The following is an 18,301-nucleotide window of genomic DNA, read 5'->3' on the forward strand; positions in this document are numbered from 1 at the left end:
TGCTGTTTTTAAAATTGAATATTAGCTCCTAAAATGAAAGACCGTGCCTGCGGATAATAGGCTCTGTCGATACCAAAATCATCACCCGCTGCAATCTCGGGATCATATCCCGTATATTTGGTGAAGGTTACCAAATTTTCGCCTGTAACATAAAGTCTAATTTTGCTTGCACCCATGGATTTCACTACATCATCTGATAACGAATATCCAATCTGCAACAATTTCAACCGTAAATAATCTCCTTTTTGAAGATAATAACTGGACATGTTGGAAAAATTACGGCTTGGATCCCCGCTTGCAATTCTCGGGATGGTGGTACTTGTTCCTTCTCCGTGCCATCTTCCCAGGATTTCCGTCTGATAATTGGCATCTGCCATATCTAATCTTCGAAGTCCCTGAAAGATTTTATTTCCGGCCTGTCCTTGGGCAAAGGCCATAAAATCGAAATTTTTATAATTTAAATTAAGGGTGAGTCCGAACGTATATTTGGGTACGGAATTTCCCAGATTTACCTGGTCATCGCGATCGATTTTTCCATCACCATTCGCATCAACCCATCTAAAATCCCCGGGTTTCGCATTCGGCATTATTAAACCGCCAGTCGAATTGGTGTAAGCCTGAACTTCTGCCTCCGTTTGGAAGATCCCGTTATTTTCATATCCATAAAATGCTCCGTAAGACTCACCAACCTGGATTCGGGAAACTGGACCCATGGACTGGAAACCTGGCCCATCAATATACTTTCGGCCGTTTTCGAGTTTGGTTACTTCATTTTCTAGATAAGCGAAGTTACCATTCACAGAAAACGTAAAATCTTCCCAATTCTTTCTGTATCCTAACTGCACTTCAAATCCCCTGTTCTCCATATCGCCAATATTGGCAACGGGAGGATTTGTGGCGCCAACATACCCCGGAACAAATATGGGACGTAAAATCCCGGTTGTTACTTTTCGGTAAAAATCAACACTCAACGTAAAGTCATTCATGATTTTTAAATCTGCTGCAATGTTGGTTTGTGCAGTTTCTTCCCAATGTAAATCGGGGTTTTCTAAAGTATCCGGATAATATCCGATGGCGATTACATCGTTGGAATTCGTATAATTGGCGCCCGAAACCATAAAGCTGGCAAATTTGAAATTACCAATCTGATCATTTCCTAAAACACCGTAGCCTCCGCGCAATTTCACCGAGCTCAACACTTTATTTTCCGGCCAAAAGTTTTCGTTGGAAATATTCCAGCCAATAGACATGGACGGGAAATTTCCCCAATGATGATTGGCTCCGAACCGCGACGAACCGTCTCTTCTTATCGTTCCGGTGAACAGATATTTATTATCGTAATCGTAAATTAACCTGGCGAAGTAGGAAGCCTTATGTGTCCGTATCCCATCCCAAGCCGTAACCGACTGATTTTCGGAGGGAACATCAAAATTAAAAGACGCATCCTCCCAACTGTCGATTGGCAGATTGGTATAGGTTGTACTGTTGCCGCTGCTGATGTCGTACTCATAATAACCCTGGCCTAGCAGGAAGTTAAAATTGTGCGCACCAAAAGTGTTTTTATAGGTTAAAATATTTTCTAAACTCCATTCCAGTTTCTCCTGCGTCACCCGGTTGAAAGAATTTTTAATCACATTGCTGTACGTTGGACTTAAATAAAACAAAGGCGTGAAATTTTGACTTCCCCAATACGCCTTTTTACCGTTGATACTTGATTTAAAAGAAAAATTCTTCAAAAATGTTAACTCCGCAAAAATATTCGCAATAAAATCGTCGGAGTATTTATAATTGCCAAGTTGTGTATATTTAAAACCTAAAGGATTGGTCATTTCCTGATTCACGTAATGCGAGATACCGTAGGGATTTCCATTTGCATCCCGTACTACGTATGGATTTGAATAATCGTTAGGAAAAGGTTGTGCACTCACGTCTGTAACAACCACAGGTGTTGTCGGGTCCAGGTTGACGGCTGACGCCAGGGGTCCGCCAAATTCGCCGTTTTCATTAATACCTTGCGATTTGGTGTGCGTGTACGCAAAAGTTTGCCCCACGGTAAGAAAATCTAAAACTTTGTGTGTAGAATTAATTCGGGCCGTTAATCTTTTGTATTTTGAAATATCTCCCATTACGATCCCCGACTGATCAAAATAGCCAAAAGAAGTGTAAAAAGTAGATTTATCGTTACCCGAAGAAATGCTGAATTCCTGGTTGGACCTTTCTGCGCTGTTGAAAATTACATCCTGCCAGTCCGTACCCTTTCCGAGCGATTGCGGATTATTGTACCGCGGACCCTGGCCGATATTGGCAAGACCTTCATTAATAATCGTCGCATACTCGGTGGCGTTCAAAAGATTCAGTTTTTTTGCGGTGCTTCCCACTCCGTAAGAACCATTGTAGGAAAGGAGCATTTTGCCTTTCTTCCCTTTTTTGGTGGTGACCAAAATAACACCTCTCGCGGCAGAAACACCATAAATTGCGGCAGACGCACCATCTTTCAAAATTTCGATGCCTTCGATATCGGATTGGTTAAGCCAGCCAATGCCGTCGACCACAATTCCGTCGACCACCCAAAGTGGATCATTACTGGCGCCAAAACTCGTGATTCCCCGAACGCGAACAGTCGCAGTTGAACCCGGTTGCCCGGAATTGGTGATTACCTGAACTCCGGCTGCCCTACCCTGCAGAACCTGCTCGGGTCTGCCCGCGGGTATGTCTTCCAGATCTTCTGCGCGCAAACTGGAGATTGCACCCGTAACATTGCTTTTTTTCTGAGTTCCGTAACCAATCACGACCACTTCCTCAATGGATTTCTCTTTTAAAGAATCCGTGATTTGAGCATGCATGCCGGCGGTAAAATAAAGTGCTGCGATGATTCCCAGACTTTTCGAATACTTTAAGTTCATATATTTTAGTTTTGTTTTCTCAAAATGAGACAATAAAGGTATTTATTTTTTTAACACTACAAATATTTTTTTAATTTATTTTAATTTTTCCTGTATTTTTGAGGCTTACGAATACCTGCTCGGATGACGAAAATGCGCTTTTTATATTCAAAAAATTAACAGTGTCCGTAAAAATTAAGATTTTTTTATATGCTTTTTAAATTTTCGTCATTTGCGTTGCCCTTGAAAATGAGTTTTTTAATTTTCTCCATGGTGCTTAACTGCATGGGTATTATTATTTTGCAATTATCCGGCAGTACAGTATCCTACAGTAATCTGGGTTTTCTCGAAGCGTTTAAAGATTTGCCGATCGCTATTATATCTTTGTTTGCGGCAAATTTCATTAACCGCTTTGGAAGCAAAAAATCTTTGATGTTTTCGCTTGCAACCGTGGGAATATGTTGCTTTCTACTGCCTTTTTTGGAAGTGTTCTGGTTTTTTAAAGTTTGGTTCGCCGTGATTGGGATTTCGTTTGCCGTCGCGAAAATATCAATCTATGGGATTATTAGAAATACCATTTCGGAGGAAATAACGCTAACTAAAGTAATGAGCAGCGTGGAAGCTTCGTTCATGATTGGTATTTTTGTAGTCAATCTGGGCTTTGGGTGGCTTATATCCAGTAACTATGCGGTTTACTGGAAGTTTGGGTTCTGTATGATTTCCCTCCTCGCCATTCTGAACGTTTTCATCCTTACGAAAACGAAAATGGTTGGCAACCCCACTTCTGCGGAATCTTTTAGCTTTTCCACGATTAAGGGTTTTTTCAATTTTAAGACGTTTCTCTTTTTCTCCATTATTTTTACCATCGTATTTATTGAGCAAAATTTCAATTCCTGGCTTCCTTCCTTTTATAAAAAGCATTTAAAGGTTGACTCTTTCTTGGCACTTCAGGGCACAGCTTTTCTGGCTCTCTTTGCGTTTGTGGGCCGATCTGTAACCGCCCGAATTATTCATCGGTTTTCACTTTTCACCTATTTTATGATGTGCGTTGTGGTTATCTTTTCGATGCTGATTTTCGCACAGGTTTTATTAGCCACCTCGTTTTCGGAATGGTCTCTTTTTCTGTTTCCGCTGATGGGTTTATTTTTGGCACCGCTGTACCCGGTGATCAGTTCGAAAATGATAACCAATATCCATCGGGACGATATTAACGTTTTCACTTCCCTCATTGTCATTTTTTCCTCGCTCGGAAGTTCGTTTGGGTCTGTAATGATGTCTTTCGTTTTTCAGTTCAATTACGGTAATTACTACGCCTTGTACATTTCTTTGGCCGTTCTTCTGCTTTTTATACTGAGCTTCATTTATTTTAAATCTTATGTCTCAAAAAAAGAAAATAATGATTAATTTTGGCAAATTATGAAAGTTGACGATTCGAAAAATAAGCAGAATTTACAGGAATTAATAGAAACCGCTAATTTTGTAGAGCACGTTTCCGTGGACTGTGCGATCTTTTGTTTTGAGCAGGGAATCATGAAGGTTCTTTTATTAAAATATCACGATCTCGATCTCTGGTCGCTTCCCGGCGGCTTTGTCTTTAACGATGAAGATTTAGATGCAGCGGCTTCCAGGGTACTTTACGAACGAACCTATCTGGATCAGATTTTTCTGGAGCAATTTCACACTTTCGGCAAAGTGAGCAGAACGGAAAAAAATGTTCACCGCATCTTATTGAAAAATAAAAACATCGAAGTCCCAAAAGATCACTGGATCTTTCAGCGTTTCATCACGGTGGGTTACTGCAGTTTAATTAATTTCTCCGAGATCAGCAATTTCCCGAACACCTTAAATGAAACCTGCGAATGGTTCGAGGTGACCAAACTTCCGGAAATGGCTTTCGATCATGAGAAGATTGTTCGCTATGGTTTAAATTATATCCGCAAAAACATCGATACGCAAATTGTGGCGAGTAATTTATTGCCCGAAAAATTCACCATGAAAGAACTGCAAAATGTTTACGAAGCTGTTTTGGGTGAAAAATTCCGCCGGAACAATTTTCAGCGGAAAGTTTTAGCAATGAATTCCCTGGAACGCTTAGAGAAATTTTTCGATGGTTCTGCAAACAAAGCGCCTTATTTGTACAAATTCGTGGACAAGGAATAAATCGCGCAATATTACCTTCAAAATTTCGCCATCCTCCCGAAAAATCTTAATTTTAGACAAACCTATAAAAAATGTCATATTATCCTCTTACTACCCTTCCCGATTACTATTTAATGGATGAACTTTTAACTGAAGAACACCGGTTAATCCGGCAGTCGGTGAGAGATTGGGTAGAAAGTTTCGTGATGCCGAAGATTGACGAGGCCGCACAAAACCACTCCGATATTCCGAACCTTATGCAGGAACTGGGTAAAATTGGCGCGCTCGGACCTTACATTCCGGAAGAATATGGCGGTTCCGGTTTAGATCAAATTTCTTATGGCCTGATTATGCAGGAATTGGAGCGCGGAGATTCTGCGATCCGTTCGGCAGCTTCTGTGCAAAGTTCTTTGGTGATGTTTCCCATTTTCGAGTTTGGATCCGAAGAACAGAAGAAAAAATTTCTGCCGCTTTTAGCTTCCGGCGAAATGATTGGTGCTTTTGGCTTAACCGAACCCAATCACGGCTCCGACCCAAGTTCTATGGAGACGCATTTCGAAGATAAAGGCGATCACTATTTATTGAATGGTGCCAAAATGTGGATCACAAACGCACCACTTTGCGATATAGCCGTTGTTTGGGGAAAAAATGAAGCGGGCAAAGTCCAGGGATTAATCGTGGAAAGAGCTTTTGAAGGTTTCACCACGCCGGAAACACATAACAAGTGGAGTTTGCGCGCGTCGAAAACAGGGGAATTGGTTTTTAATAATGTGAAAGTTCCGAAGGAAAATTTATTACCGAAAGTCACGGGATTGAAAGGACCTTTGTCCTGTCTCAATTCTGCGCGCTACGGAATTTCCTGGGGCGTCATCGGCGCTGCAGTCGACTGCTATTGCACCGCGCTGCAATATTCAAAAGAGAGAACGCAATTCGGAAAACCCATTGCAGGATTTCAGTTGCAGCAGAAAAAACTGGCAGAATTTTTAACCGAAATTACAAAAGCGCAATTGCTTTGCCTACAGTTAGGCCGTCTGAAAAATGACCATAAAGCAACGCCGGCGCAAATTTCCATGGCGAAGAGAAATAACGTAAAAATGGCCATCGATATTGCGCGGGAATCCCGGCAAATTCTCGGCGGAATGGGCATTATGGGTGAATTTCCGATGATGCGTCACGCTGCAAATTTAGAATCCGTAATCACCTACGAAGGTACGCATGACATTCATCTTCTAATCACCGGAATGGACGTTACGGGCATTAACGCCTTCGGATAGAAAATAAAACAATAAACCTTCAGTTCTGCTGAAGGTTTATTTCTTTTTGAATTTGTATGTCTTTTTTACCAGGATACCTTTTCTTCTTCCTCAAAATTCTTCGCCGGATCTAGAATGTCCAGAATCACATTTTTCACCGAATTCATCGGTGTCTCCAGAAGCTTAAGAGAAATTTCAGCGTCCGCGAATATATTTAAATTTTGAACCCCTTTACTGACTTCCGCAAAACTCCAAATGCCACATTCCACAAAATTTGCCACCATTTTTTTATCCTTTAAAACGGAATACGCATAAATGCAGAGTTGCATGGCCTGTTTATAATCGTCGCGGAAAAACAGTTGTTCTAATTTTTCTACATCTTCCGCTTTTTTTGGCGCGGCAACCGAAAGATTTTTTGTTTTTGCCGTTTTAAAATCAATGATCCTTAAATTTCCATTCAGGCGGTCGATCCGGTCGATGAAGCCGTAAAAGGAAACCTTGTCGGTTTGCGCATCATTTAAATAGAAATCGATGCCTTCAAAATTGCCTTCAACACTCAAAATTTCCAGAGAATTTCCTTTTTCCACAAGATTTTTATCGAACTCCAAAACGTTACGCACTACCCTTTCCGCAATTGATCGGTGGATAAAATTCATTCCTTTTTCATAAAATTCAACCTGATGGTTTAATTTTTCGATCGCTGCAGTAATGGACTCAAGTACGACTTCATCTGAAAGCTTTAAATCATTTACCGTCAGTTTTTTACCGATAAATTTCTCGTAAATATGTTGAAGTGCATAATGCACCAGATTCCCATAACTGCGCTGCGAAAGTTCTTCTTCAATTTCATTAGTTTCGCGCGTGCTTAAAATTTTTGTAAGATAAAAATCGATGGGATTATAAAGGTAAGAAGTCAGATGAGAGGCTGAAACCCGCGTCTTCCACTGCTCCAGTCTTTCCAGCACTTTCGGTGTTTTTGAAATCTGAATCAACTCCTGCTGAATGGGATCTGAAGTGTTTTCAATAATAACATGTTCAATGTGGTGATGCTTGTCTTCAATCTCCATTTGCGTGATAAAACGGCTTTTCTCCCCTGTATTAACGCCGGAACCCAACGCATTGAAGAGCAAATGCACATTTTGAGAATCCTGAATTAACCGGTAAAAATGATAGGCATAAATACTGTCGTTTTCCAAAAAAGTATGCAGTTCGAAATGCTGACGAACATCGAAGGGAAGATACGTGTTCTGGGAATTTCCGAGCGGAAGTTTTCCTTCATTAGCGGACAGAAGAATCACGTTTTCAAAATTTAAAAGGCGCGTCTCCAAAAGTCCCATCACCTGTAAACCCTGAAGCGGTTCGCCCTGAAAATCGATCGTTTCCGAGCTGACGAGTTGATTGATCAATACTTCCAGCGTTTCCATCTTAATTTCAAAAAGATACGGTGAGATTTGGTTTTGAATGATCTTAAAACTTTTTTCGAAGTGCGCGATATTTTCATAAAGAATATCATCCAAATCTCTAAATTTCAGGTCGTAACAAAATCGAATAAGTTGATCTAAAAATTCTTTAACAGAAGCCGGTTTCTGAAAAAGGTCAAAATAACTAAGCTTCGACAAAAATTCGGCAAACTGCTTTTTAGAAATATAAACAATGTTTCGCTCCTCTATTTTAATTTTAAAACTGGTGATGATTTCCTGGTCGGTTTCATCATTCGGAAGTTCCTCCAAAACAGACAAAACATCATTGTAATAATAGGAAGAGCTTTTCTTTTCGAGCTGTTTCTGCAGATAGAAAAGCTGCTTCATGGCGTTACTGAAAGCCAGATTTTTCAGCGGAAATCCCATTGTAATATTGAGATATTGCACGGCATTCATGGCATCTAAACTTGCAGGAAGTAAATTTTCATCCAGCAACACAACAGCGGTTTTGGAAAGATGCTCGTCGTCAATTTCTTTAAAAATTTCGGGCAGCACCTTCGCCTGCGTAATGTTTCCGGAAACCTCGTAAACCTTTATATTTTTCGACTGCGCAAAATCTTTTTCGATCCAGCGAAATGGGCGTTGTTCTGTAAACTCTTTCCACGTTTTATGATTGCGCAGGAATTTCCCGGCCTCCTGCCGTTCATCATTAAAGTAATAATCGTCTGCCTGAAAAAAGCACTGCCCTTTATCCCATTGCATAAGGCTTTTCACGAGTTTTTCTTCAGCCGGCGTGAAAGCATTAAATCCACAAAAAACAAATTTTTCCGCCGTTATCTGCGCAAAATCTTCAATTTTAGTTTTTGCAGATTCGTGAATCATCCCGGATGTTGCCCAGTTCTTTTCGTTGAGTTTTTCTTTTAAAACGGGCAGAAAAACATTCATCTTCTGCCAGAAATTTAAAAATTTCCGCCGTGGAATATCTTCAGAATCACCTAAATTTTCGGACCAGTTTTTAATGCGTTCTTCATCGAACATGTATTCCAAAACGGCTTTGTCGCTGTCCGAAAATTTCAAAATATCGTCCCAATCCTTCAATAAGGTCGGAAACCATTTTAAAAAATTCGAAAAATCTTCGGAAGGATGATTCTCCTGATAAATTTGAAAAGCGAACAGCCACAGCGCAATTCCCTGTACGTGCTGCTTGCCGGAAATATCTTTAATTAAATCCTCAATGGTGAAGAAATTCGGAAGGAAACCCGAGTATTGTTTCTCGCGAAGAATTTTCTTGATAAAAACGATGGGTCTTTTCCCGGGAAGCACAATGTTAACACGTGATAAATCAGGATTTTGATCGAGCAGCTCGGTAATAATTTTCTGGAGAAATTTCATGTAAAATGGAAAGATGAAAAATACAAAAATTTAAGACAGAAAAAAACCTCCCGAAAAATAAATCGAGAGGCTTTGATATTTTTTGATGATTTCTAGATTAATTCACCGTGATCAATTTTTCCAGATACGTATTTTCGCCGTAGGCATCTTTGCCGGTAAAGAATTTAAAGCGGTAAGTCCCTGTTTCCTGCGGTCGGAAATTGATTTGGGAAGCTCTTGCAACCATTTCTCCGCAATCCGCGGTTGTTTTAAACTTGTACGAAGTCACTTCCCTCTCCAAAGGTTCGGTATGTAAATAATCGTACCCATAAAAGCCTTCGCAGTTGGCGGTGTAGGTGGAATAGGTTTTAATGGTTTGCGTAGTAAAAACATCCATCGTGTCCAGCGCGATTTTTACGCTGTCAATTTTCACCATATCCGTATTTAAGATTTCATCTCCGTCGAAACGGTCATTGCAACTAACGGTATTAATAAAGAATACCACGGGCAAACAAAAAAGTAGTATTTTTTTCATGATCTCTAAGATTTGTTAAAATAACGCTAATAATAAAGCCTTTATTATGCTAAATTACGAATTAAAATTACCTTTAGAGATATAAACCACTTTTTTTGTTTCAAAAAATTCAGCCTCAAAATATTTTTGCAAATTAAAAATTTCGACTTTCAAACCGGCGAGCTCCTCGGACAAATCGCCGCCTTTTAAATAAAGAACACCATTGTGTTTGCGATTAAACTGCTCTTTTTCAAATTTCCCTCGGAGCCAACGTAGAAAAACCGGCATTTGTGTGACTGCACGGCTGACGATAAAATGAAATTTGGCCTTCACCTCTTCCGCCCTGCCATGAATCGCCGTAATATTTTTCAGGCCAATTCCTTCGGAGACTTCTTTTACTACCGTAATTTTCTTTCCGATAGAGTCGACGAGCGTAAAATGAACCTCCGGAAATAAAATTGCGAGCGGAATGCCCGGAAAACCGCCACCGGTACCAATATCCAGAACTTTCGTTTGGGGCACAAACGCCATGACTTTCGCAATTCCTAAAGAATGCAGAATGTGCTTTTCGTACAGCGAATCCATATCTTTTCTGGAGATTACATTTATTTTTTCGTTCCACTCTTTGTAAAGTTCCTCCAGTTTGGCAAACTGATCAATCTGGTTTTCGGTCAGGCTTGGGAAATATTTTTGAATTAATTCAACAGACATTTTTGGAATTATAATTTCCGCAAATTTAGGGAAAACAACTTCAGATTTTGCAGAAAAAATATATCTTTGAGAAAACTTAATCAGAAGCATGACTCAATATTCAGACAGACTTAATCGGATGAGCTTTTCGCAAACTTTCGTCATGAGCAACAAAGTGCGGGAAATGAAAGCGAGAGGAATCGACGTCATCAGTTTAACCTTAGGCGAGCCCGATTTTGATGTTCCGAAAAATATAAAAGAAGCTGCTTTTGCGGCCATCAATAATAATTTCAGCCACTATTCTCCGGTTCCGGGATTTTTGGATCTTCGGGAAGCCATCTGCGAAAAATTAAACCGAGACAATCATTTAACTTATCTTCCTTCCCAGATCTGCGTTTCAAATGGCGCCAAACAATCGATCTTAAATGTACTTTGTTCCATCATCAACGAGGGCGACGAAGTAATTTTGCCGGCGCCGTATTGGGTCAGCTATGACGAAATGGTGAAAATGGTGGGCGGAAAGTCTGTCTTTATTGAAACCTCCATTGAGGAGGATTTCAAAATGACCGCTGAAGCGCTGGAAAAGACTATCACTCCGAAAACGAAGGCGTTGCTTTACAGTTCGCCCTGTAATCCTTCCGGCAGTTTTTACAAGCACGACGAACTGGAAAAAATTGCCAACGTGATTGCAAAATATCCACAAATCACGGTTATCTCCGATGAGATTTACGAATACATCAATTACGACGGAAAACACACTTCTATCGCCGAATTTCCGCAGGTTTACGAACAAACAGCGGTCATCAACGGCATGTCCAAAGCTTTTGCCATGACAGGCTGGAGAATTGGTTACTCTGCCTGCCCACAATGGCTGGCGGTGGGTTGCGAAAAAATTCAGGGACAAATGACGAGCGGGGCGAATTCGATGGCGCAGAAAGCGGCGATTACGGCCTTAAAAACAGATTATTCGGAATATCAATATATGATCGATGAATTTAAAAAAAGGCGTGATCTGGTTTACAATTTAATGAAAGAGATTCCCGGTTTTAAAGTTAATTATCCGGAATCGGCTTTTTATTTCTTCCCTGATATTTCCTATTATCTCGGCAAAAGCATAAATGGAAAAATCATCAATGATGCGGATGATTTCGCCATGTTTCTCCTCGATGAAGCTCACGTTGGAACGGTGGGCGGCGTTTCTTTTGGAAACTCCAACTGTGTGCGGTTTTCGTATGCCGCCTCCGAAAAAGATCTTACTGAAGCCATGAAAAGAATTAAATACGGTCTTGAAAATTGTGAATTGCATTAAAGTTTCATTTCCTACCACAAAAAAGCCGATTCAAATTTTTGAACCGGCTTTATTTATTTTAGAGATTATTAAAACTTAATAATATCTTTCATTTTTTCGTTTTCTTCGTTTACCATATCATCGTCCACAAGAATCTTTCCACTGTGTTCGTCGATGATGATTTTCTTTCGCTGCGCGATCTCCATTTGTTTTTGCGGCGGCAAAGTAAAGAATGATCCTTTCGGCGCGCCTCTTTCTAAGCCAACAACCGCAAGTCCGGTAGGAGAATTCGTACGGATTCTTTGGTAGGAAGCCAATAACCGTGCGTCGATATTTTTCGAAAACTCTTTTGATTTTTCGATCAGGTAATCTTCTTCTTTCTGTGTTTCTGAAACTAAATTTTCCAACTCCTCTTTTTTAAATTTAAGGTGGTTTTTCAATTCCTTAATTTTATTGTTTAACTCGTCGAAAGTTTCATTTTTATGCGAAATTTTCGCAGAAAACTCTTTGATTCTTTTATCAGAAAGTTCGATTTCGAGCTCCTGAAACTCAATTTCTTTTCCTAAAGCTTCAAATTCTTTATTGTTTCTTACGGTATCTTGCTGAGTTTTGTACTTTTCGATCAAAGATTTTGCATGGCTAATGACTTCGTTCTTGGTGTTGATTTCGTCATTTTGCTCTTTAATTTCGCTCGCAAATTTTTCTGATCTTTTTTCAAGGCCTTCGATTTCAATTTCCAAATCTTCAACTTCGATGGGCAGTTCGCCTCTGGTGTTCCGAATTTCGTCTAACCGGGAATCGATTATTTGTAAATCGTAAAGCGCTCTTAACTTATCTTCAACGGAGATTTCTACAGATTTTTTAGCCATATTTTTATAAAAAATAATTTACAGGATTGGTTTTCTCAACAGATTTTGAGATTGCAAATTTAGGAAAAATTTCCGATAAAAGCTCAAATAATTGTTGTACAACAAATTGTTCCGACTCAAAATGACCAATGTCGCAGATTAACATTTGGCCCTCATTCTGAAAAAAATCGTGGTATTTTACATCACCCGTTAAGTACGCATCGCACTTATGGGCAAGTGCGGCTTTAATTCCGCTTGCTCCACTTCCGCCAATAACTCCTACCCGCTTGATTTTCTTATTATTAGAAGGCGAATGGCGAATCATTTGAAGCCCGAATTTATCCTTCACAAAAGATAAAAAATCTTTTTCTTCCATTTCTTTATCCAAATCGCCAAATCTCCCCAATCCGGAGTACTGATTTTCGTTGTCCAAACTGACGATTTTGTAGGCCACTTCTTCGTAAGGATGCGCCGCTTTCATGGCTGCAATTATTCTGTTCCGTTTGTAATGCTCAAAAATAACAGTGACCATTTGTTCATCGGCATTTTCCCGAACATTTTGTGTTCCGGAGAAAGGCACCGACCCCTCAAGCGGCCGAAAAGTTCCTTTGCCCGACAGCGTAAAACTGCATTCATCATAAAAACCAATGTTTCCCGCTCCTGCCGCAAACAAAGCCTCTTTCAATTTTTCGGTGTGATCTGTTGGAACATAAACCTCAAGCGATTTTAGATTACCGGATTTCGGCAAAAGAATTTTTTGATCTTTTAAGCCCAATTTCTCACAGATCCCAAAATTAACTCCAAAAAAATCGTTATCAAAAGCAGTATGAATAGCGTAAATGGCAATTGTATTTTCCAGGGCTTTCAAAACGGAGCGTTCCACATAATTTTTTCCGGTGATGGATTTTAAACCATTGAAAATAATGGGATGAAAAGTAACAATAAAATTGATTTTTTTCTCGATTGCTTCCTCCACTACATTTTCTAAAACATCATGGCAAATTAAAATTCCGCTCATTTCCCGGGCCGGATTTCCACATAAAAGACCCACGTTATCATAACTTTCTGCCTGATGCATGGGAATTCTTTGCTCGATTCGCGAAATTGCTTCGTTTATGGTCATTTGCTTAAGTTTGTAGCGAAATTAAGGATTATTTCTTTAAATTTAATTTTTATCAAAATATGGAGAAGGAACACGATTTTATTCCGGGACGGGAACGATGGAAACGCGAAATTTTTCGCATTATATTTAAAGCAGATACAAAACGGGGGAAGCTTTTTGATCTTATTTTGCTCGCGCTGATTCTTTTGAGCACCTTCATCATCATGATGGAAAGTGTGAGCATTTTCGATGCAAAACTTCACCGCATCTTTATTATTGTCGAAATAATTATAACGGTTTTTTTTACAGCAGAATATGTATTGAGAATTATTACGCTGCGAAATAAAAAGCTTTACATTTTCAGTTTCTTTGGAATCATCGACTTTTTAGCCATCTTACCCTTCTATCTGAGCCTCTTTTTTCCGATCACAAAATATTTCCTCATCCTCCGAATGTTGCGAATGCTGCGGGTTTTCCGCATTTTCAACCTACTCGATTTTATGAATGACGGGAAATTTATTGTAACAGCGCTAAAAAACAGCTCCCGAAAAATCTATATTTTTCTCATGTTTTTAATGATTTTTTCGGTGATTGTCGGTTCGATGATGTTTATGGTAGAAGGCCATCGTGAAGGTTTTGAAAGTATTCCGCAAAGTGTTTACTGGGCGGTAGTTACGGTAACGACGGTAGGTTATGGCGATGTTTCACCGGGGACGCCCCTGGGAAAATTTCTTTCGGTTCTTTTAATGCTTGCTGGGTATTCCATCATTGCCGTGCCGACTGGGATTGTTACGGCCGAGATGCGCGCCAAACGCCAGAATTTAGAGAAAACATGCCCGCGCTGCGGAAACGATGATATTGATGACGACGCGAGATTCTGTAAAATCTGTGGTGAGAAAGTAGTATAAAAAAAGTGCATTTAAAAAATGCACCTTTCTCGTAATTCCCATCATTTGTTTTCGGTTGTGTTTTGTCTATTTTTCTCACTTAAATTTATAATGCTGAAAAAATTTAACTGATTGCCTTTTACTTTAGGACTTTCAATGTTCAAATATAACATACTTGATTAAAAAAAATTACAGTTAAATCACCCTTTTTTATAAATATTTTTCTGATTTTGAGGAAAGCTTCTTAAAATATAAAAAAGCAACACTTCAAAATAGAAGTGTTGCTTTTATAATAGCCAAAAGTAATAACTTGCCTTATTTTGATAAGTTGCTGTTCACTTTTACAAGTTCCACATCAAAGATCAGCCATGCGTTCGGTGGAATTACTCCTCCCGCGCCGTTTGCACCGTAACCCAGTTCGGAGGGAATTAGCAAAGTGGCCGCTTCGCCCTCTTTCAATAATAAAATTCCTTCGTCCCAACCTTTAATTACCTGTCCTACTCCGATGGGAATATCGATAGGCTGATTTCTTTTGAAGGAAGAATCGAATTCTGTTCCGTCTACCAGTTTACCGGCATAATGAACGGCAACTTCGTCACCTTTTTTCGGAGCTATTCCTTCACTTGTTTTTGTAATTTTGTAGTACAAACCTGAGGGCGTGGACTGCATGGTCGCTTTCAGATCGTCAACCATCTTTTGTTGATTGGCTGCAAATTCTTCGGCCTTCTTCTTTTTGTCCGCTTCAAGTTTGGCCATTATGGCTTTATTATTATCCTTGATTTTGCCTTTTCCTTCGCTGAAGATTTTTGCGGCATCGTAACCTTTGTACTCATCGCCTTTGGTAAATACGGAAACTTTTTCTAAAACAACGTCTGTTTTTGGTTTGTCCTGCGCACCTTTTTCAACGTTGGCAATGGAATCAACAACGTCCAGACCATCTACTACTTTACCGAAAATAGTATGTTTTCCGTCTAACCACGGCGTAGCAACTTCCGTTATGAAGAACTGAGAACCGTTGGTGTTGGGTCCTGAATTCGCCATAGAAAGAATGCCTTTCCCGGTGTGCTGCAGATTGTTTTTTTCGTCATCGAATTTGTAACCCGGATCGCCCATTCCTGTTCCCTGCGGATCGCCACCCTGAATCATAAAATCTTTAATGACTCTATGAAAAATTGTTCCGTCATAAAAAGGAACACCTTTGGCTTTCGCTTTATTGTCGATTTTGCCTTCTGCCAAACCCACAAAATTTGCAACCGTAACAGGTGCATCTTTATCTTCGAGTTTAACAATCATATTTCCCTTTGAAGTTTGGAAATTCGCGTAAAGACCTTCTTTAAGACCTTCGTAAGTTTCTTTTTCTACGTTCATTTTTTTATAAATTGAGGTGCAGCTAGTGAGCGAAAGCGCAGCTACTGCGATTAAAAAATTTTTCTTTAACATTAATATCGTTTTATAATACTTTAATTTTAATAATTAAGGGCATATCGTTCGGGATTTTATCGTTGTCGCCGTACGTTCCAAAGGCCAGTACTGACGGTACCAGCAACGTTGCCTCGTCTTTATTACCGAGATATCTCAGCGCATCTTCGACGGCTTTTAATTCTTCAAATTTCCCAAACCGAACATTTATATTTTTTCTGGGTGTTTCCGAAAGTTTTACCTGATCAAAATCGAAAATCTCATATTGATACGAGATCACTTCGCCGTCATCTTTTCTGGTATTGTTCTGCAGATCTTTAACATTAACCCAATAGTTTAAACTCATGGGATAAAACTCCTCCTTCTGATTTTTGATCCAGTCCTGAATTTGAAGGCGCTCTGCAGCGTTCAGATTTTTTGCTCTGTTACGCGAAGTATTGAGATCTTTTTCACTCAGAAAGCCACCAACAGGCGGATGCGACTGCGTATTTTGCGCACAACCAAGAAGAAGCAGCGAGGAAATGATAATTATTTTTTGCATAAAAACTTTTGCGAAAATAAGGAATTCGCATCACATTATAAAACGAAAAAACCGGATAAAAATTTTTTCCGGTTTTTTTGTATTTCTATTCCTGAAAATTAAACGGTTTCCAGGATGTTTTTTTCAACCAAAACTCTCCATCCGAAAGGATCTTCCGCTTTATTGGTTTGAATATCAACCAATGCTTTTTGAAGGGTCAAGGCAAAACTCTCCTCCGCTGATAGTTTTGGCAGGGCCAATTTCTCGCCTTTGTAACCTAACGCTTCGAAAACGCTTGTCACAACCGCTGTTCCAACGCCCCAAACTTCCTTCAAAGTTCCGTTCTTTTGGGCTTCCACAACTGTTTTTACCGAAACGGGCTCAATTTTAATTTCGATTCCTTTCAATTTCGCTAAAGCGATAAAACTGTCTCTAGTAATTCCGTCAAGGATTTTTTCGGAAGTTGGCGGCGTATAAATGGTGTCGTTAATTCTTACAAAAACATTCATTGTGCCACTTTCTTCAAAATATTCGTGGGTAGAATCATCGGTCCAAATAATCTGGTCGTAACCTTCTTCCATAGCCAGTTTCGTCGGATAAAAAGAAGCGGCGTAGTTACCGGCAGCTTTTGCAGAACCCACTCCACCATTGGCGGCACGCGAATAAAAATCTGAAATTTTCACAGAAACCGGTGCGGTATAGTAACTTTTCGCCGGAGTTGCCACGATTGCAAACATATATTTATTAGAAATTCGCGCTTTTAAGGCTTCCTCTGTGGCGAAAATTAAAGGACGAATATATAAGGACATTCCTTCCCCTTCCGGAATCCAGTTTCTGTCGATATCGACCAGCGCCTTCAGACCATCCAAAAACATTTCTTCCGTAACTTCCGGCATTGCCAAACGCTGAGCGGATTTATTAATTCTTGCGAAATTCTTTTCCGGACGGAAGAGGTAAACTTTACCGTCTTCATCCTTATACGCTTTCATTCCTTCAAAACACGCCTGTCCGTAATTTACACCCATCATCGCAGGAGAAAAAGGCAGCGGACCATAAGGAACTAATTGAACGTCACCCCATTTACCATCCTCGTATTCACAAATAATCATATGATCAATAAACGTATTCCCGAAAGAGAAATTAGTCGGATCAAAGCTTGCTATTCTCGGATTAGTAGATTTTTGAATTATCATATTAAAAATTTTTATTGGTGTTCTACAAATTTAATATAATTTTTTAAATATCAAAATTTTAAATTAATTTTGGAAAAAATTATAATGCAGCGAGAAATTAAAACGACTTCAGACGGCAGTAAAACTTTATTTATCAATGCGTTAAATGAAAACTACCATTCCCACCATGGTGCCTTACAGGAAGCAAATCACGTCTTTATCAAAAATGGATTAAAACAAATTTATTCTTATGAAATTAACATTTTAGAACTCGGTTTTGGTACAGGTTTAAATGTTTTGGTCACTATTGATGAATTTTTGAAAACTGATAAAAATCATATCATTCATTATTTCACGCTCGAAAAATATCCCGTAAGCGATGCGGAAGCGAAAGAATTAGATTACGGTTCTTTTTTTCAGGACCCAAAGATTGCAGCAAGCTATGCGGAGATTCATGCCTGCGACTGGAACGAAAAGGTTGAAGTCTTACCCAATTTCTTTTTTACAAAAGTGAAATCTGATTTTTTTGAACTCGAAAACCTGGCTTTGCCGTCCATTCATTTGGTTTATTTTGATTGCTTCGGCGCCCGTGTGCAGCCGGATTTGTGGGAAAAACCGCTCTTCCAGATCGTCTCGGACAAAATGGAAACGGGCGGTTTACTCACCACGTATTCCTCCAAAGGCAGCGTTCGGCGGATTTTGCAGGATCTTAACTTTAAGGTAGAAAAAAAAGACGGTCCGCCGGGAAAGAGAGAAATGATCAACGCTGTGAAGTTATAGCGTTTCGCAGTGACT

The 18,301-nt window shown here is 39.6% G+C and carries 15 protein-coding genes; 6 read left to right on the forward strand and 9 right to left on the reverse strand.

All coding sequences use genetic code 11. The annotated features are described in order from the left end of the window. Nucleotides 1–8: 8 nt before the first annotated feature. Complete coding sequence (locus tag L0B70_RS12880) at nucleotides 9–2,903, reverse strand: TonB-dependent receptor (protein WP_235142179.1); 2,895 nt, start codon at nucleotides 2,901–2,903, stop codon at nucleotides 9–11. Between the two features lie 228 nt (nucleotides 2,904–3,131). On the opposite strand from L0B70_RS12880, the gene L0B70_RS12885 reads away from it, so the two are divergent. From L0B70_RS12885 to L0B70_RS12895, 3 genes are all read left to right on the forward strand, one after another. Then, nucleotides 3,132–4,286, forward strand: coding sequence for a sugar MFS transporter (locus L0B70_RS12885; protein WP_235142180.1), 1,155 nt, complete (start codon nucleotides 3,132–3,134; stop codon nucleotides 4,284–4,286). 12 nt (nucleotides 4,287–4,298) lie between these two features. Continuing rightward, on the forward strand, nucleotides 4,299–5,042 hold the full coding sequence (locus L0B70_RS12890; RefSeq protein WP_235142181.1) for an NrtR DNA-binding winged helix domain-containing protein: 744 nt from the start codon (nucleotides 4,299–4,301) through the stop codon (nucleotides 5,040–5,042). A gap of 71 nt (nucleotides 5,043–5,113) precedes the next feature. Next, a complete protein-coding gene (locus L0B70_RS12895; RefSeq protein WP_235142182.1) occupies nucleotides 5,114–6,295 on the forward strand; it encodes an acyl-CoA dehydrogenase family protein in 1,182 nt (393 codons plus the stop codon). 65 nt (nucleotides 6,296–6,360) lie between these two features. Here L0B70_RS12895 and L0B70_RS12900 read toward each other — a convergent pair whose 3' ends face one another. The 3 genes from L0B70_RS12900 to rsmG form a co-directional block, all read right to left on the reverse strand. Then, a complete protein-coding gene (locus L0B70_RS12900; RefSeq protein WP_235142183.1) occupies nucleotides 6,361–9,087 on the reverse strand; it encodes a PD-(D/E)XK nuclease family protein in 2,727 nt (908 codons plus the stop codon). Between the two features lie 97 nt (nucleotides 9,088–9,184). After that, entirely contained in the window at nucleotides 9,185–9,601 is a 417-nt protein-coding gene (locus L0B70_RS12905) for a hypothetical protein (RefSeq protein ID WP_235142184.1), read from the reverse strand. Nucleotides 9,602–9,655: 54 nt separating this feature from the next. Beyond that, nucleotides 9,656–10,291, reverse strand: a complete 636-nt coding sequence (gene rsmG, locus L0B70_RS12910; protein WP_235142185.1) for a 16S rRNA (guanine(527)-N(7))-methyltransferase RsmG — start codon at nucleotides 10,289–10,291, stop codon at nucleotides 9,656–9,658. Nucleotides 10,292–10,379: 88 nt separating this feature from the next. Between rsmG and L0B70_RS12915 the strand changes: the two genes are divergently transcribed. Beyond that, on the forward strand, nucleotides 10,380–11,579 hold the full coding sequence (locus L0B70_RS12915) for a pyridoxal phosphate-dependent aminotransferase (protein ID WP_235142186.1): 1,200 nt from the start codon (nucleotides 10,380–10,382) through the stop codon (nucleotides 11,577–11,579). 68 nt (nucleotides 11,580–11,647) lie between these two features. Here the strand turns inward: L0B70_RS12915 and L0B70_RS12920 are convergent, their stop codons facing one another. Then, nucleotides 11,648–12,427 (reverse strand): zinc ribbon domain-containing protein, encoded by a 780-nt coding sequence (locus tag L0B70_RS12920; protein WP_235142187.1) that lies wholly within the window; start codon nucleotides 12,425–12,427, stop codon nucleotides 11,648–11,650. A gap of 4 nt (nucleotides 12,428–12,431) precedes the next feature. Next, nucleotides 12,432–13,529, reverse strand: a complete 1,098-nt coding sequence (locus L0B70_RS12925; protein ID WP_235142188.1) for a Nif3-like dinuclear metal center hexameric protein — start codon at nucleotides 13,527–13,529, stop codon at nucleotides 12,432–12,434. 59 nt (nucleotides 13,530–13,588) lie between these two features. On the opposite strand from L0B70_RS12925, the gene L0B70_RS12930 reads away from it, so the two are divergent. Then, the gene (locus L0B70_RS12930) at nucleotides 13,589–14,416 is read left to right on the forward strand and encodes an ion transporter (RefSeq protein WP_235142189.1); all 828 of its coding nucleotides are present in this window, start codon (nucleotides 13,589–13,591) and stop codon (nucleotides 14,414–14,416) included. A gap of 294 nt (nucleotides 14,417–14,710) precedes the next feature. Here L0B70_RS12930 and L0B70_RS12935 read toward each other — a convergent pair whose 3' ends face one another. From L0B70_RS12935 to L0B70_RS12945, 3 genes are all read right to left on the reverse strand, one after another. Then, nucleotides 14,711–15,763 (reverse strand): peptidylprolyl isomerase, encoded by a 1,053-nt coding sequence (locus L0B70_RS12935; protein ID WP_235142190.1) that lies wholly within the window; start codon nucleotides 15,761–15,763, stop codon nucleotides 14,711–14,713. Between the two features lie 82 nt (nucleotides 15,764–15,845). Then, nucleotides 15,846–16,355 carry an FKBP-type peptidyl-prolyl cis-trans isomerase gene (locus L0B70_RS12940; protein ID WP_235142191.1) on the reverse strand — a complete coding sequence of 170 codons (510 nt, stop codon included), beginning with the start codon at nucleotides 16,353–16,355 and terminating at the stop codon, nucleotides 15,846–15,848. A 98-nt stretch (nucleotides 16,356–16,453) separates the two neighbouring features. Beyond that, entirely contained in the window at nucleotides 16,454–17,527 is a 1,074-nt protein-coding gene (locus L0B70_RS12945; protein WP_235142192.1) for a branched-chain amino acid aminotransferase, read from the reverse strand. A gap of 84 nt (nucleotides 17,528–17,611) precedes the next feature. On the opposite strand from L0B70_RS12945, the gene mnmD reads away from it, so the two are divergent. Further along, nucleotides 17,612–18,286, forward strand: coding sequence for a tRNA (5-methylaminomethyl-2-thiouridine)(34)-methyltransferase MnmD (mnmD, locus tag L0B70_RS12950; protein ID WP_235142193.1), 675 nt, complete (start codon nucleotides 17,612–17,614; stop codon nucleotides 18,284–18,286). Nucleotides 18,287–18,301 lie beyond the last annotated feature (15 nt).

Source organism: Kaistella sp. 97-N-M2 (genome assembly GCF_021513235.1).
GTDB lineage: Bacteria > Bacteroidota > Bacteroidia > Flavobacteriales > Weeksellaceae > Kaistella.

What these genes read in the sequence shown, in the direction of transcription:
- L0B70_RS12915 (WP_235142186.1), top strand. Translation starts at nt 10,380, where the DNA reads ATGACTCAATATTCAGACAGACTTAATCGGATGAGCTTTTCGCAAACT.
- L0B70_RS12885 (WP_235142180.1), top strand. Translation starts at nt 3,132, where the DNA reads ATGAGTTTTTTAATTTTCTCCATGGTGCTTAACTGCATGGGTATTATT.
- rsmG (WP_235142185.1), bottom strand. Translation starts at nt 10,291, where the DNA reads ATGTCTGTTGAATTAATTCAAAAATATTTCCCAAGCCTGACCGAAAAC.
- L0B70_RS12930 (WP_235142189.1), top strand. Translation starts at nt 13,589, where the DNA reads ATGGAGAAGGAACACGATTTTATTCCGGGACGGGAACGATGGAAACGC.
- L0B70_RS12900 (WP_235142183.1), bottom strand. Translation starts at nt 9,087, where the DNA reads ATGAAATTTCTCCAGAAAATTATTACCGAGCTGCTCGATCAAAATCCT.
- L0B70_RS12880 (WP_235142179.1), bottom strand. Translation starts at nt 2,903, where the DNA reads ATGAACTTAAAGTATTCGAAAAGTCTGGGAATCATCGCAGCACTTTAT.
- L0B70_RS12895 (WP_235142182.1), top strand. Translation starts at nt 5,114, where the DNA reads ATGTCATATTATCCTCTTACTACCCTTCCCGATTACTATTTAATGGAT.
- L0B70_RS12945 (WP_235142192.1), bottom strand. Translation starts at nt 17,527, where the DNA reads ATGATAATTCAAAAATCTACTAATCCGAGAATAGCAAGCTTTGATCCG.
- L0B70_RS12940 (WP_235142191.1), bottom strand. Translation starts at nt 16,355, where the DNA reads ATGCAAAAAATAATTATCATTTCCTCGCTGCTTCTTCTTGGTTGTGCG.
- L0B70_RS12920 (WP_235142187.1), bottom strand. Translation starts at nt 12,427, where the DNA reads ATGGCTAAAAAATCTGTAGAAATCTCCGTTGAAGATAAGTTAAGAGCG.
- L0B70_RS12905 (WP_235142184.1), bottom strand. Translation starts at nt 9,601, where the DNA reads ATGAAAAAAATACTACTTTTTTGTTTGCCCGTGGTATTCTTTATTAAT.
- L0B70_RS12925 (WP_235142188.1), bottom strand. Translation starts at nt 13,529, where the DNA reads ATGACCATAAACGAAGCAATTTCGCGAATCGAGCAAAGAATTCCCATG.
- L0B70_RS12890 (WP_235142181.1), top strand. Translation starts at nt 4,299, where the DNA reads ATGAAAGTTGACGATTCGAAAAATAAGCAGAATTTACAGGAATTAATA.
- L0B70_RS12935 (WP_235142190.1), bottom strand. Translation starts at nt 15,763, where the DNA reads ATGAACGTAGAAAAAGAAACTTACGAAGGTCTTAAAGAAGGTCTTTAC.
- mnmD (WP_235142193.1), top strand. Translation starts at nt 17,612, where the DNA reads ATGCAGCGAGAAATTAAAACGACTTCAGACGGCAGTAAAACTTTATTT.